This is a genomic window from Collinsella sp. LCP21S3_D3 (assembly GCF_052118305.1).
Classification (GTDB): Bacteria; Actinomycetota; Coriobacteriia; order Coriobacteriales; family Coriobacteriaceae; genus Collinsella.
On record NZ_JBQKHK010000011.1, the window covers coordinates 16,359 to 30,038 of the forward strand.

At 61.4% G+C, this 13,680-nt stretch carries 8 protein-coding genes and 1 other RNA gene; 8 read left to right on the forward strand and 1 reads right to left on the reverse strand.

The genetic code is table 11. The features are described from left to right. Nucleotides 1–22: 22 nt before the first annotated feature. The 4 genes from ffs to bilS all read left to right on the forward strand — a co-directional run bounded on the left by ffs (nucleotide 23) and on the right by bilS (nucleotide 4,849). Nucleotides 23–118, forward strand: an RNA gene (ffs, locus tag ACTQ1S_RS06310) — signal recognition particle sRNA small type. Nucleotides 119–460: 342 nt separating this feature from the next. Further along, nucleotides 461–2,326: an ABC transporter ATP-binding protein gene (locus tag ACTQ1S_RS06315; protein WP_441547318.1), complete on the forward strand. Its 1,866-nt coding sequence runs from the start codon at nucleotides 461–463 to the stop codon at nucleotides 2,324–2,326. Continuing rightward, a complete protein-coding gene (locus ACTQ1S_RS06320; RefSeq protein WP_441048911.1) occupies nucleotides 2,327–4,186 on the forward strand; it encodes an ABC transporter ATP-binding protein in 1,860 nt (619 codons plus the stop codon). A gap of 111 nt (nucleotides 4,187–4,297) precedes the next feature. Continuing rightward, nucleotides 4,298–4,849, forward strand: coding sequence for a flavodoxin family protein BilS (bilS, locus tag ACTQ1S_RS06325; protein ID WP_441547319.1), 552 nt, complete (start codon nucleotides 4,298–4,300; stop codon nucleotides 4,847–4,849). Between the two features lie 690 nt (nucleotides 4,850–5,539). On the opposite strand, the gene ACTQ1S_RS06330 is transcribed toward bilS, so the two are convergent. Continuing rightward, nucleotides 5,540–7,840 carry an LTA synthase family protein gene (locus ACTQ1S_RS06330; RefSeq protein ID WP_441538217.1) on the reverse strand — a complete coding sequence of 767 codons (2,301 nt, stop codon included), beginning with the start codon at nucleotides 7,838–7,840 and terminating at the stop codon, nucleotides 5,540–5,542. Between the two features lie 213 nt (nucleotides 7,841–8,053). On the opposite strand from ACTQ1S_RS06330, the gene ACTQ1S_RS06335 reads away from it, so the two are divergent. The 4 genes from ACTQ1S_RS06335 to ACTQ1S_RS06350 all read left to right on the forward strand — a co-directional run bounded on the left by ACTQ1S_RS06335 (nucleotide 8,054) and on the right by ACTQ1S_RS06350 (nucleotide 13,641). After that, on the forward strand, nucleotides 8,054–8,923 hold the full coding sequence (locus ACTQ1S_RS06335) for a nitroreductase family protein (protein WP_441538219.1): 870 nt from the start codon (nucleotides 8,054–8,056) through the stop codon (nucleotides 8,921–8,923). A gap of 158 nt (nucleotides 8,924–9,081) precedes the next feature. After that, complete coding sequence (locus ACTQ1S_RS06340) at nucleotides 9,082–11,109, forward strand: KUP/HAK/KT family potassium transporter (protein ID WP_427719648.1); 2,028 nt, start codon at nucleotides 9,082–9,084, stop codon at nucleotides 11,107–11,109. A 188-nt stretch (nucleotides 11,110–11,297) separates the two neighbouring features. Further along, the gene (locus ACTQ1S_RS06345) at nucleotides 11,298–12,923 is read left to right on the forward strand and encodes a sensor histidine kinase (protein WP_441054551.1); all 1,626 of its coding nucleotides are present in this window, start codon (nucleotides 11,298–11,300) and stop codon (nucleotides 12,921–12,923) included. Between the two features lie 4 nt (nucleotides 12,924–12,927). Beyond that, nucleotides 12,928–13,641, forward strand: a complete 714-nt coding sequence (locus tag ACTQ1S_RS06350; protein WP_370450656.1) for a response regulator — start codon at nucleotides 12,928–12,930, stop codon at nucleotides 13,639–13,641. Nucleotides 13,642–13,680 lie beyond the last annotated feature (39 nt).

Sequence of the window (13,680 nt, forward strand, 5' to 3'; positions counted from 1 at the left end):
ATATACCGAGCGCCAAGCGCGCTCGATGGGTTCGGATGACGACATGTTCCGAATCTGGTCAGGTCCGGAAGGAAGCAGCCATAAGGAGCCTCTGTCGGGCATCCGAATCCATCGAGCGCACGGGCGCTTTTTGGTGCCGCGAAGCGGTCCCGGTGCCGGCGGGCTGTTTGGTGTCTCGCTGGTCCTCGGCTTTGCCTGCGGGATCGCTCGACTACCAAACAGCCCGCCGGCACCGGGACCGCATCGTCCAAAAATCACCCGTAGAGGGCGCATTTATCTGAAGAATTGAATCCCGTGTCTTGCGGCGCTCGCTGGCGTTGCCAAAACATCGGCTGCTACATGCCTTGGGCGCTAGTGACCGTCGCCCTTACATCTGTAACGAGTTGCTTACGCATCTCCAGGGCTCGCCGTACTATCATGAATCAGATTGAAGAGAGATGATGATAGGGAGCGCCTTTTTATGATTGAGCTGCTCAGGCGTTTTGGTGGTAAGTTTCGCCGGTATATGGTGATTGGCCCTGCGTGTAAGTTGATCGAAGTGATCTTTGACCTGCTTACGCCGCTCGTGATTGCCCAGATGATCGATAAGGGTATTGGCGCACGCGATGTCAACGCCGTCGTCCACTACGGTATGGTGCTCGCCGCCATGGCTGTGATCGGCATCTCGTTTACGCTCGTCTGCCAAAAGATGGCGGCGCTCACCTCGCAGGGCATGGGCACCGACATCCGCGGCGCACTCTACCAGCACATCAATAAGCTGAGCTATGCTGAGCTCGATCGCTTTGGTACGCCGTCGCTCATCACGCGCATCACCAACGACGTCAACCAGGTGCAGCTTGCCGTGGCGCTGGGCGTGCGCATGCTCATTCGCTGGCCCTTTTTGGCGGTGGGCTCTATGTGCGCGGCCCTTGCCATCGACCTTAAGCTCGGCATCATCTTTTTGATTTGCACGCCCGCCATCGGCTTGGTGTTTTGGTTTGTCATGGCTCGCTGCATTCCGTATTACAAGCAGCTGCAGGCAAAGCTCGACCGCATCGCGCTTGTCTGCCGCGAGGGCCTTTCGGGCGCCCGCGTGGTCCGCGCCTTTGTGCGCGAGGATCACGAGCGCGAGCGCTTTGCCCTAGCCGCCGATGAGCAGGCGCATGTTGCCATCGCGGTGGGCAAGCTCTCATCAATCCTTAACCCCGTCACGTTTTTGGTGATGAACCTAGGCGTGTGCGCCATCCTGTGGGTGGGCGGCATCCAGGTCAACGCGGGTGAGCTTACGCAGGGCCAGGTTATGGCGTTCGTCAACTACATGACGCAGACGCTCACCTCCATCGTGTACGTCGCCAACCTGGTCGTGGTCTTTACCAAGGCGAGCGCCAGCGCGTCGCGCATCAACGAGGTGCTCAATTGTGAGCCGAGCATCACCGACGAGGGCAACCAGCCGGTCGCGCTGCCCAAGCCGAGCGAACTGGCGGGTGGCTCGGCTCCAGTCCCCGCGCTGAGCTTTGACCATGCGAGCTTTTCGTTTGGCGCGGGCGCTGCCAACGCCGTCAACGATGTGACCCTGGAGCTGCCGGCGGGCAAAACGCTCGGCATTATCGGCGGCACGGGCAGCGGCAAGTCCACACTCGTCTCGCTTATCCCGCGCCTGTACGATGCGAGCGCCGGCAGCGTGAGCGTGATGGGCGCCGACGCGCGCACCTGGCCGCTCGACCAGCTGCGCCACGTGGTCGCGACCGTCCCGCAGCGCGCGTCGCTGGTGAGTGGCACCATCCGCAGCAACCTGACCTGGCGCGACGAGGCGGCAACCGACGAGGAGCTGTGGGCGGCGCTCGATATGGCGCAGGCCAGCGAGTTCGTACGCAACAAGCCGCAGGGCTTAGATGCCCCGGTCGAGGCGGGCGGCAAGAACTTTAGCGGTGGCCAGCGCCAGCGCCTGACCATCGCACGTGCCCTGGTGGGCTCTCCGCAGGTTCTGATTATGGATGACTCCGCCTCGGCGCTCGACTTTAAGACCGATGCGGCGCTTCGCCGTGCCATTCGCGAGCGCAGCGTGCGCGGTGCCGCCGAGGGCGGGCTGCCGCTGACGACCATCATCGTGAGCCAGCGCGTCTCGACCGTGCGCGACGCCGACGTGATTTGCGTACTCGACCATGGCTCGGTCGCGGGCCTGGGCACGCACGATGAGCTGTATGCAAGCTGCCAGCTCTACCGCGAGATTTGCCAGTCGCAGCTTCGCCGCGAGGAGCTCGAGGGTCAGCAGGGGAGTACGGCGCCCGCGCCCGTCCCAGGCGCCCCGACCGCCCCCGCATCCGTCTGCGCAAAGGAGGGCTGCTAAATGAATCCCTACACTTCCTCCGGTTCGGTCGCCACGATGACGGCCAACGTGTCCGGCAACGATAACCTCAGTGACTTGGGTGACGGCCCGCGTCAGCCCGGCGATCCCGAGCGCTATCCCGTGGGTGCGGTGACCCGCCGCCTGCTGGGCTATGTTCGTCCGCACCGCATTTCGTTTGTAGCGTCGTTTGTGAGTGCCGCCGCTTCGGTGATCTTGCAGCTCTACACGCCCATCCTCGTCGGCGAGGGCATCGACCTGATCGTCGCCGCCGGGCAGGTGGACTTCGACGCGCTGCTGCCGCTTGTCACCAAGCTCGCGATTGTCGTCGTAGGTGCTGCGGCTTTCCAGTGGCTGCAGGGCTACTGCGTCAACCGCCTGTCCTACGAGACGGTGCGCGACATGCGCGTGGAGGCGAGCGACAAGCTCAGCCGCATGCCGCTCAGCTTTATCGACAGCCATGCCCACGGCGACCTTATGGGCCGCGTGGTTAACGACGTCGATCAGGTGGGCGATGGCCTGCTGCAGGGCTTTACCCAGCTTTTCACCGGCGTTATCACCATCGTGGGCACGCTCGCGTTTATGCTTTCCATCAACCTGACCATGACGCTCGTGGTGGTGCTCGTCACGCCGCTTTCCATTTTTGCAGCCGGTGCTATTGCCAAGCTCTCCAACAAAAGCTTTACGGCACAGCAGCGCATCCAAGGCCAGCTCGGTGGTCATATCGAGGAGTACGTGGGCGAGCAGAAGCTTGTCGACGCCTTTGCCTATGGCTCCAACGCGCAAGCGAGCTTCGATGCCCTCAATGCCGAGCTCTACACCGCGGGCGAGCGCGCGCAGTTTATGGGTTCGCTCTCCAACCCCGGCACGCGCTTTATCAATAACATCATCTATGCCGTGGTCGCTGTGATCGGCTGCGTGGGCGTGATCACGGGCGTGCCCGCGGCGCTTACGGTGGGCGGCGTGCAGATCTTTCTGTCCTATGCTAACCAGTACACTAAGCCGTTCAACGAGGTCACCAACGTTATTACGCAGATCCAGGCGGCGTATGCCTCGGCGCGCCGCATGTTTGCGCTGCTCGATGCGCGCGAGCAGGAGCCCGACGCGTCGGACGCTATAGAGCTTGCCGCACCGCAGGGCGAGGTCGCCTTTGAGCATGTGGACTTTAGCTACGTGTCCGACCGCAAGCTGCTGCAGGATATCTGCATCGAGGCCAAGCCCGGCATGCGCTTTGCCCTGGTCGGCCCTACGGGCTGTGGCAAGACAACGCTCATCAATTTGCTGCTGCGTTTTTATGATATCGATGCCGGCCGCATTGCGGTCGATGGCCGTTCCTCGCGTGACTACACGCGCGCAAGCCTGCGCCGTGCCTTTGGCATGGTGTTGCAGGATACGTGGCTGTTCGAGGGCACGGTGGCAGATAACATCGCCTACGGCTGTCCCGATGCCACGCGCGAGCAGGTTATCGAAGCTGCCAAGCGCGCGCATGCGCACAAGTTTATCGTGCAGCTGCCGCAGGGCTACGACACGGTGATTGGCGAGGACGGCGGCACGTTTAGCCAGGGTCAAAAACAGCTGCTGTGCATCGCGCGCGTCATGCTCACCGACCCGGCGATCTTGCTGCTGGACGAGGCGACCTCGAGCATCGATACCCGCACCGAGCTGCAGGTGCAGGCGGCATTCGACGAGCTCATGGCCGGTCGCACAAGCTTTGTGGTGGCGCACCGCCTGAGCACCATTCGCAACGCCGACTGCATTTTGGTGATGCGCGACGGCGAGATTATCGAGCGCGGCACACACGACGAGCTGCTGGCGGCAGACGGCTTCTATGCCGATCTTTACCGCAGCCAGTTTGCCCAGTAGGGGCCACCGATTAGCGGCAGGTGGTTTACATCTGTCACGTTGGTACTAAGATATTCATCTAATAAATTGCATTAGTGGCTTTAGTTTTGGGGGAAACGAGGCAACGTGACTATGACGTGCTCTTTGGTGGTTAACAGCAAGAGCGGTAATACCAGGATGGTTTCGGGCGCGATCAAGCGCGCTCTGCAGGCTGCGGGTGTTGAGTTTGTCCATGCCGCGGCGTTGAGCGACGATGCGGATGCAGATCAGGTTGCGCTCGAGGCGCAGGGCGCCTGCGCGGCCGACACGGTGCTCGTCGGTTTTTGGTGTGACAAGGGCGCGTGCACGCCTTCGGTCGCGGCGTTGCTCTCCACCTTGCACGGCAAGCGCGTCTTTTTGTTTGGCACCTGCGGTTTTGGCGCCGACCAGAGCTATTATAAGCAGATTATCGATCGCGTGACCTCCAATTTGGCCAATGATGCCGAGCTTGTAGGTTGGGCGATGTGCCAGGGCAAGATGGGCCCTGCGGTCAAGCAGCGCTACGAGGCCATGCTCGAGCAAGATCCCGACAACGCCCGCGCTAAGATGCTGCTCGACAACTGGGTTGCCGCGAAGGACCATCCGACCAAGGAAGATCTGGACAACATGGCGGCAGCCGCCAAGAAGGCCGTGCTGGGCGAGTAGATCTATCGCTGCCGCGCGTGCGAAATAATACAGAAGCGTAAGCCTCGAAATCCTCGAGGCTTTTTCTTGACACTCGCGGGAGCAACCGTGGCAAGCGTTTGGGGTGACATTTTCCATCACCCCGATGACGAGCCCGTCCTGGAAGACACGCTCTCCTGCATCCGCTGGATGTATTGAGCGTGGGATGGGCTTTCCAGATGGGCAGGGTTTCGGAAAGTGTGTCCCAGAATCGGCGCTCAGACTGGGATACACTTTCCGCTTTACGCCTTGTCCGGAAACTGTGTCCCGGAATTAAGGCTTGGAGTGGGATGCACTTTCCGGTTGAGAGCCTTAGCGGAAAGTGCGACCCGGAATTTACTCTTGAAGTGGGATGCGCTTTCCCAACAGGCCCTCAAGCGGAAAGTGCATCCCACTCCGGACGTGAATTCTGGGACACAGTTTCCGCGATTCGCATGACAGGCCACGCTTCTACCATGAGGTGAGCGCAGTTTCTTTATCAGCCCACTCAACCCGCAACGGGTGAGGGGCGACGGCAGGCGGAGGTACGGGAAAGGTCTGTCGCGAGTTCCGCACGCAAAGGGGGCCACTTAATGTGGCCCCCGTCTTGCGCAGGACTGTTTGAGCAGCAGACCTTTCCCGTACCTCCGCCTGCCGTCGATTTGGGCCCCCGACCCCGTTACTTGATCTCCGCTACTTGATCTTGGTCGTACCCGGCGCCAGGTTGGGGTCGGTCTCGTTGGCCTCGGTCTGGAGGTGCTCGGTGTACACGTTCTTACCGTCGCGGAACATCTCGTAGTACTGCATCTTGGCGTAATCCTCGCGCGCCTTGGTGGCCGCCGCGGCGACGGCGTCTTCGCCGGTGACGTTGGAGGAGAGCGCCCAGCGCAGGCTAGCGTCCTCGTAGCCCACCGAGTTGATGGCGGGCAGCGACTTGCGCAGCGTCATGTGCGCTTTCTGGTAGTCGGTCAGTGGTGCGCCGATCAGCTGCATCAGCTGGGTGGACAGGTAGTTGATGGACAGGTCGTCGACCTCGCTCGTCTGGTCGCAACCGGCAACGTCGTAGTTGGCCCAGATGATGTAGTCGGTCTGCCACAGGCGCTCCTGATGCGTAGCGTCGTCCTCGCCGGTAAACCACTTATCGTTGAACTTGGACGGGAAGAACGGCTGATGGTCGCCCCAGAACACCACGACCACCTTGCGGTCGAGATTGCGCAGGGCATTGAGGAAGTAGCGCAGCGCCTGGTCGGACTGCTCGATGCACGAGACGTACTCGTCGACATCGGAGAGTGTGCCGTCCTCGATGGTCTTGGCGTCCAGATCGGTCGTGTCGATGTTCAGGTGCATCTGCTTATCTGCCGGCAGCAGGCCCGTATCGTAGCCCGAGTGGTTCTGCATGGTCACGTCAAAGATGAACTGCGGGTCGGCGTTCTGGTTGAGCAGCTCAAGGATTTTGTCGTAGGTTGCCTGGTCGGTCACCATGCCGCGCAAGGTGTCGGCTCCCTGGAAGTCGTTGATAGACAGGAACTGGTCAAAGCCAAAGTCCTTGTAGACGTTCTCGCGGTTCCAGTTGGTTGCGTGGTTGGGGTGCATGGCCGTTGTGGAATATCCGAGCGACTTGAACTGCTCTGCCAGGTTCCCGGTCGTTTCCATGTTGTAGATGGTGTAGGGGTACACGCCCGAGCCCAGGTTGGCCATGGAGTTGCCGGTCATAAACTCAAACTCGGTATTGGCGGTGCCGCCGCCGTAGGCGCTCACGTAGAGCTTGCCGCGGCTGAGGCAGTCGGACAGGTTCTTAAAGTACTGCGGGCCCTCGTAGCCGGCGTGCATCTCCTGATAGATCGAAAGATCCGAGAAGGTCTCGTTCATAATGGCGATGACCGTGGGCTTCTCGCTATCGAACTGCTCTTGGGCGGCGGTACGGGCGTCGCTTGTGGCGGCATCGGACTTGTCATAGGCCTTGGCATACTTTTTGAGCGTTGCCTTGGCGTCGTCGGCGGAGTAGTTGGCGGGTTTGGGCGGCTTGATGGACTGTGCCGCACTAATAAAGGCAGGCAGATAGCCCTCGCGCCAGTAGCTCTCGAGCGGGCGCCAGGTGTAGACGGTGATGCCGAGGGTGTTGTAGTAGTCGATAAGCGTGACATGCGCGGTCACGCCGCCCAGGCACAGCACCGCTACGAGCAGGTTGGTGAGCAGCATGCGCTTGGCGTTGGCGGCACCCTTCTGACGGTGCGGTGCTACCAGGCCGGCGTACTCGCATAGCAGCATGGCGATGGCGGTAAAGCCCATGGACAGCACGCAGAACAGCGAGATCGAGTAGGTGTAGCCGCTGCCGGCGACCGCCGCGGCGGTGGAGATGGCCGAAAGGTCGCCCGGCTGGATGGGCATGGATTTAAACGTGATGACGAAGAACTCGGCAATGCCCAGGATAAAGAGGGCGAAGGTCAGGACGGCGGGAGCTGCGCCGCGGCGCTGGAACAGGAAGAACAGGCCGACCATGAGCGTGGTGATGATGGCCCACTCGAGCAGTATGCACAGGGGGTAGACCCAGGTAAAGTCGTGGTTGGACGAGACCTCCATGCCCAGCAGCGCAAAGACGCCGGCGAGCAGCAGGCACAGCACGGCGGCGATGAGCGGTTTGCCCACAAAGGCGCCGCGCAGACGGGCGAGCTTGCCGGTGGGGGCGGGGGCGTCGGGCGCGGCGAACGCAAGGACGCGCGGGGCGATGCGGTCGCGTGCGATGCTGGCCCAGGCGCAGCCGGTGAGGATGGCGTTGGTCAGGATGAGCATCACAAAGGCGAGCGGCTCGTTTTGGGCGACGAGGCCCATGGCGCCCCAAATGGTCAAAAAGAGCTGGAACAGGCCGAAGGCGACGCTCCAGGCAAGAGCGCCCTTGGCAACGGTGCCCGACTGCGCGCGAATGGCTTTGGCCTCGCGCAAGACAAGGAAGACGGTCGCCGCAAGACCGACGAGCGAGATGGCGGCTGCGAACATGCTGAGACTCCTCACAAACTTAAAACTACGAAAGCGGGGGTTTACCCGATTGTTACCAAGATATGCGCTGCGATTGGTGGCTGCGCACAACAACCAGCCATATTAGCGCGCATGTGTGGCGGTGTGGCGCAATGTAGTGGCGACCTGCGCGATAATGGACGGGAATTACACGGAAACGTAAAGGCTTCTTAAAGAAATGGCGAGGTTAAGGCGATGAACGAGCAGGTTTGTATGACGAGTGCGGGCGACGTGGGCGCTGGCATGGGCGGGGGCGGCTATCCGGTCGAGACCACGGGCAACGCGGTGCTGGACATTTTGGAGCACCGTTCGTCCACGCGCGCTTTTGCGCGCGATGACAACGACCGTCCCGTAGCGGTGACCGACGAGCAGCGGGCGGCGATTTTGCATGCGGCGAGCCGCGCGCCGTCGGCAGGCGCCATGATGATGTATTCCATCGTGAGTATCCGCGAGCAGACAACGCTCGATCGCCTGGCCGACCTGTGCGACCACCAGCCCATGATCGCCAAGGCGCCCTGGGCACTTATATTTGTGGTCGACTATGCCAAGTGGATCGATCTGTTTGAGCACGTGGGTTGCTTTGAGCCCGAGTTTGTCGAGCGCACGGGCAAGGCGCCCCGCCGCGCGCCGGGTTTAGGCGACTTTGCCATCGCGGCGCAGGATGCCGTGATCGCTGCCCAAAACGCCGTGGTCGCCGCCGAGGCCCTGGGGCTGGGGAGCTGCTATATCGGCGATGTCGTCGAGAACGCCGAGGAAGTTGCTGCGCTGCTGGACTTGCCGCCCTATACCATGCCGCTGTCGATGCTCATCATCGGCACGCCCCGCAAGGAGCGCCCGGCGATTGCGCATCCCGTGGTGAACCTGGTGCACGAGGAGCGCTATCGCCGCGCCGATGCCGCGACCATGGATGCGCAGGTGGCCGAGATGGACGCGATGTTCCGTCCGCATGCCCGCGAGGTGGGGGAGCGCGTCGCGGATATCTACACCCGCAAGCACACGAGCCCCTTTATGGCCGAGATGAGCCGATCCATGGAGTGGTGGTTCAAAAACTGGCTCGGAAAATGACGAATGTGACAAAGGGACAGTCCCTTTGTCGCATTCCATATCGCCGCGGTGGCCTAAAGGCCGTATAAATGTTTATCTAGCTGGGAAAACAGTGCATTAAAACATGGGACGATTATCTATAATCCCCTCGAACGTTAAAGTTGGGAGGAAACCGGCTTATGGAACAAAAGGCCAAGGAGGCAGCCTCGCACGCTGCGATTCCTGTGAGCATCTCGGCGATGCTCGTCACGCTGGGCGTGGTGTATGGCGATATCGGCACCAGCCCCATGTATGTAACCAAGGCGCTCGTTGCCGGCAACGGCGGCATCGGAAGCGTCACGGAGGAGTTCGTGCTCGGCGCACTCTCCCTTGTCGTGTGGACGGTCACGCTGCTGACGACCGTCAAGTACGTGCTCATCTCGCTGCGCGCCGACAACCATGGCGAGGGTGGCATCTTTGCTCTGTACAGCTTGGTTAAGCGCTGCGGCAAATGGCTCATCATCCCCGCCATGCTGGGCGGCGCGGCACTGCTCGCCGATGGCATCCTCACGCCTGCCGTTACCGTGACTACGGCTATCGAAGGCCTGCGCACCATTCCGGCAGTCCATGCCGTGCTGGGCGACGATCAGGCCCGCGTCGTGGCCATCACGCTTGCCATCATCATTGCGCTCTTCTTGGTGCAGCGCATCGGCACGGCCAAGATCGGCCACGCCTTTGGCCCCATCATGACGCTGTGGTTCCTGTTCCTGGGCGGCACGGGTCTGTTCTTTGTCTTCCAGCACCCCGCCGTGCTGCTGTGCCTCAACCCGGTGCGCGGCATCGCCTTTTTGTTGAGCCCCAACAACCATGCGGGCATCATGATTCTGGGCAGCTGCTTCCTCGCCACCACCGGTGCCGAGGCGCTCTACTCCGACATGGGCCACGTGGGCCGTGGCAACATCTACGCAACCTGGCCGTTCGTTAAGTGCTGCTTGCTGCTGTCCTACATGGGCCAGGGCGCGTGGCTTATCAACAACGCCGGCAACCCGGAGCTCATGGGTATCGCCGACCTCAACCCCTTCTACCAGATGCTCACCCCGGGCCTGCGTCCCTTTGCCGTCGGCCTTTCCACCGTCGCGGCCATCATTGCCTCGCAGGCGCTCATCACCGGCGCTTTCTCGTTGGTGTCCGAGGCCAGCCGCCTGGACCTCATGCCGCATATGCAGGTTTTTTATCCTGCCGAGACCAAGGGCCAGCTCTATATTCCCATGGTCAACAACGTCATGCTTGTGGGCTGCGTCATCGTGGTGCTGCTGTTCCAGAGCTCGGCGCACATGGAGGCCGCCTACGGCTTGGCGATTACCCTGACCATGATGTGCACGACGCTGCTGCTCTTCTTCTACTTGCATGTTGATCGCGGCCTTAAGGTCGTCCCGTATATCTTCGTTGTGTTCTTCCTTATGCTCGAGGGCTTCTTCTTTGTGAGTTCGCTCACCAAATTTTTCCACGGTGGCTATTTCACTATTCTTATGGCCATGCTCATCATGGGCGTTATGCTGTGCTGGTACAACGGCACGGCGGTCGAGCGGCGTCAGTTTACGCTGCTGCCGCTGCGCAGCTATCTGCCGCAGCTCAAGCGCCTGCGCGACGACGATCGCTATGAGCTTATGAGCGACAACATCGTGTACCTGACCAAGGACACCAATACCGACTACATCGACCGCGATATCGTCTACTCGATTCTGGACAAGCATCCCAAGCGCGCCCGCGCCTGGTGGTTCGTGAACGTCGAGACCATGGACGAACCGCATACCTTTGCCTATTCGGTCGAGACGTTTGGCACCGACTATGTTTTCCGCGTGCATCTGTACCTGGGCTACAAGGTTAACCAGCGCGTGAACGCCTACCTGCGCCAGGTTGTTCAGGATCTGGCCGCCACTGGCGAGCTGCCGCCGCAGATGCATGACTACTCGGTCTACAAGGATCCGGGCAACATCGGCACGTTTAAGTTCGTCATGATCCGCAAGCTCCTGGCGCCCGAGAGTGACGTGGAGCCGAGCGAGCGCACGGCCATCACGCTCAAGTACATCATCCGCCGCTTTGCCGGTACGCCGGCGCGCTGGTATGGCCTGGAGAACTCCAACGTGAGCTTTGAGTATGTGCCGCTGTTCACCAAGTTCAAGGCTGTGAACAAGATGCAGCGCCTGGCCCCCAACGAGCGCCCGTAGTCGCCGACAGGTTGCATGGAGTTGGCCTTCGATGGACAGGAGTGTGCGCACTGCTCGCGCACGTGCTGTTTGTCTAACGACCGCAGACTGCAAAGGCTATACACTTGGAACCACCACAAGGGAAACCACCACAAAGGTGCTGTCCCCTCTGTGGTGGTTTTTGTTTTTAAGAGAGGGGCGGGGTGCCGATGGACGTCCGTGCGGACGGCGATATTGCCGATAGCTTTTGGTGGCGGCGCACAACGCTGACACGTCGCAGCCCTCTGTATGACGCCTGCGTATCGGCGGGGCTGCTGGTCGCGGCGACGATTGTGGGTGCGCTGCTCGACCATCCTGGTCTCGCGCCGAGCATCATGATCGTCTATGTGTTCGCCGTGCAGCTGTGCGCATTCTTTACCTGGAGCCGCCTGTATTGTTTGCTGAGCTCGGCTGCCGCCGTAGCGCTCTACAACTTCTTGTTTGTCGACCCGCGCTGCTCGCTATCGTTTATCGACCGCGTCTATCCCGGCATGTTCTTCATCATGTTTGTGGTCTCGCTTGTGTCGAGCTCGATTGCGTTGGCCCTGCGCCGCGCCTTGGCACAGGCTGCCGCCAGCGACCGTCGCACGCATATGGTGCTCGAGACCAACCGCATGCTGCAGCGGTGTTCCGATCAGCAGCAGATTGTGCATGCCATGGCAACGCAGCTGGCGCGTCTTTCGGGCTGTCCGGTCGTGTGGTACAGCGCCGACGCCGACGATGATGACTTGCTGCCGCGTGCGACGTACACGGCCGTGGGTGACGCCTCGCCGGTGCACCAGCTGACGCCCCAGATGCCGCCGCGGCTCTCGGCATCCGCCTATGTGGGAACGCCGCTCGATGCCACCTATGGCGGCTCGGCGTTTTATGGCGTCTACCTGACGGTTTGCGCAGGCGACAGCTTCGTGCGCTCGGGCGACCCCGCCTCGGTGGTGGGCGTGCTGGCTATCGTTGCCGAGCCCGACGTGCTGACGCACGAGGAACGGACACTTGCCGACGCCATCGTGAGCGAAGGCGAGCTGGCACTCGATCGCGCCCGCGCCATGGAGGCCCGCGAGGAGGCGGCGGTGCTCGCCAAAAACGAACAGCTGCGCGCCAATCTGCTGCGCTCCATCTCGCACGATCTGCGCACGCCGCTTACCAGCATTTCGGGCAATGCCGACGTGCTACTCGACCAGGGTTCGACCGGCACGGCCGTGCTCGATAGCCAGACGCGCCGCAGCATGCTCCTTTCCATTCGTTCGGATGCGCAATGGCTCAACGCCACCGTCGAGAATTTGCTCGCCATCACAAAGCTCGAGGGCGGCGGCATGCATCTGTCGACCACGCTCGAGCTCATGGACGATATCGTCGAGGAGGCGCTGCGCCACGTGAATCCGGCCGTACGCGAGCACGATCTTAAGGTGGTGCCGTGCGACGAGCCGGCGCTCGTCAACGTCGATGCGCGCCTGATGGTGCAGCTGGTGGTGAACCTGGTGAACAACGCTATTGCCTATACGCCGTCGGGCTCGCATATCGTGATCTCGATTATGGCGAACGATGGACAGGTGGCATGTTCCGTCGCCGATGACGGTCCCGGTATTGCGCCCGAGGAGCAGGGCCGGATCTTTGAATCGTTCTACACTGTCAACCATGGCTTGGCTGATAGCCATCGCAGCGTGGGCTTGGGACTTTCGCTCTGCCGATCCATTATGTTGGCGCATGGCGGTAGCATAGAGGTTGCCGCGGCGGACCCGCACGGCTCGGTCTTTACGATTGGGCTTCCCGCCGCCGACGTTTCGTTTGATAAGGAGTAACGCTGTGTCGAACTCTGCCATGAAACCGCTCATCTTGGTCGTTGAGGACGACCCCGCCGTCCGCAACCTTATCGTTGCCGCGCTCGAGGCGCACGGCTTGCGCCATATGGCCGTGGAGACCGCCCATGCCGCCATCGCCGCCGCCTCATCGCAGGCACCGAGTATTGTGCTGCTCGATCTGGGCCTGCCCGATATGGACGGCGTCAAGGTGGTGGAGTCGGTGCGCGCATGGTCGGGCATGCCGATCATTGTGGTCTCGGCGCGCAGCGAGGATGCGGACAAGATTCGCGCACTCGATGCCGGTGCCGACGACTACCTGACCAAGCCGTTTTCGGTCGAGGAGCTGCTCGCGCGCATTCGCACGACGCTCAGGCGCCTTTCGTATGCGCAAACGGGTGGCGTTGCCTCCGAGGGCTCGTTCGATACCGGTGAGCTGCATATCGATTTTGATGCCGGCATCGCCACGATGGATGGCGAGGAGCTGCATCTGACGCCGATCGAGTACAAGCTCTTGTGCCTGCTGGCGCACAACGCCGACAAGGTGCTGACGCACCAGTTTATCCTGCACGAGATTTGGGGCACGGCAACTAAGAGCGACCTGGCGAGCCTTCGTGTCTTTATGGGCACGTTGCGTAAGAAGATCGAGTCCGATCCGGCGCATCCGCGCTATATCCAGACGCACGTGGGTATCGGCTATCGCCTGGTCACCCAAGGCTAGATCGCCAACCACCATCCCAATATGAGTTGCGGTGAAATA

Coding starts and splice junctions, on each gene's coding strand:
- ACTQ1S_RS06315 (WP_441547318.1), top strand. CDS start 461: ATGATTGAGCTGCTCAGGCGTTTTGGTGGTAAGTTTCGCCGGTATATG.
- ACTQ1S_RS06320 (WP_441048911.1), top strand. CDS start 2,327: ATGAATCCCTACACTTCCTCCGGTTCGGTCGCCACGATGACGGCCAAC.
- bilS (WP_441547319.1), top strand. CDS start 4,298: ATGACGTGCTCTTTGGTGGTTAACAGCAAGAGCGGTAATACCAGGATG.
- ACTQ1S_RS06330 (WP_441538217.1), bottom strand. CDS start 7,840: ATGTTCGCAGCCGCCATCTCGCTCGTCGGTCTTGCGGCGACCGTCTTC.
- ACTQ1S_RS06335 (WP_441538219.1), top strand. CDS start 8,054: ATGAACGAGCAGGTTTGTATGACGAGTGCGGGCGACGTGGGCGCTGGC.
- ACTQ1S_RS06340 (WP_427719648.1), top strand. CDS start 9,082: ATGGAACAAAAGGCCAAGGAGGCAGCCTCGCACGCTGCGATTCCTGTG.
- ACTQ1S_RS06345 (WP_441054551.1), top strand. CDS start 11,298: ATGGACGTCCGTGCGGACGGCGATATTGCCGATAGCTTTTGGTGGCGG.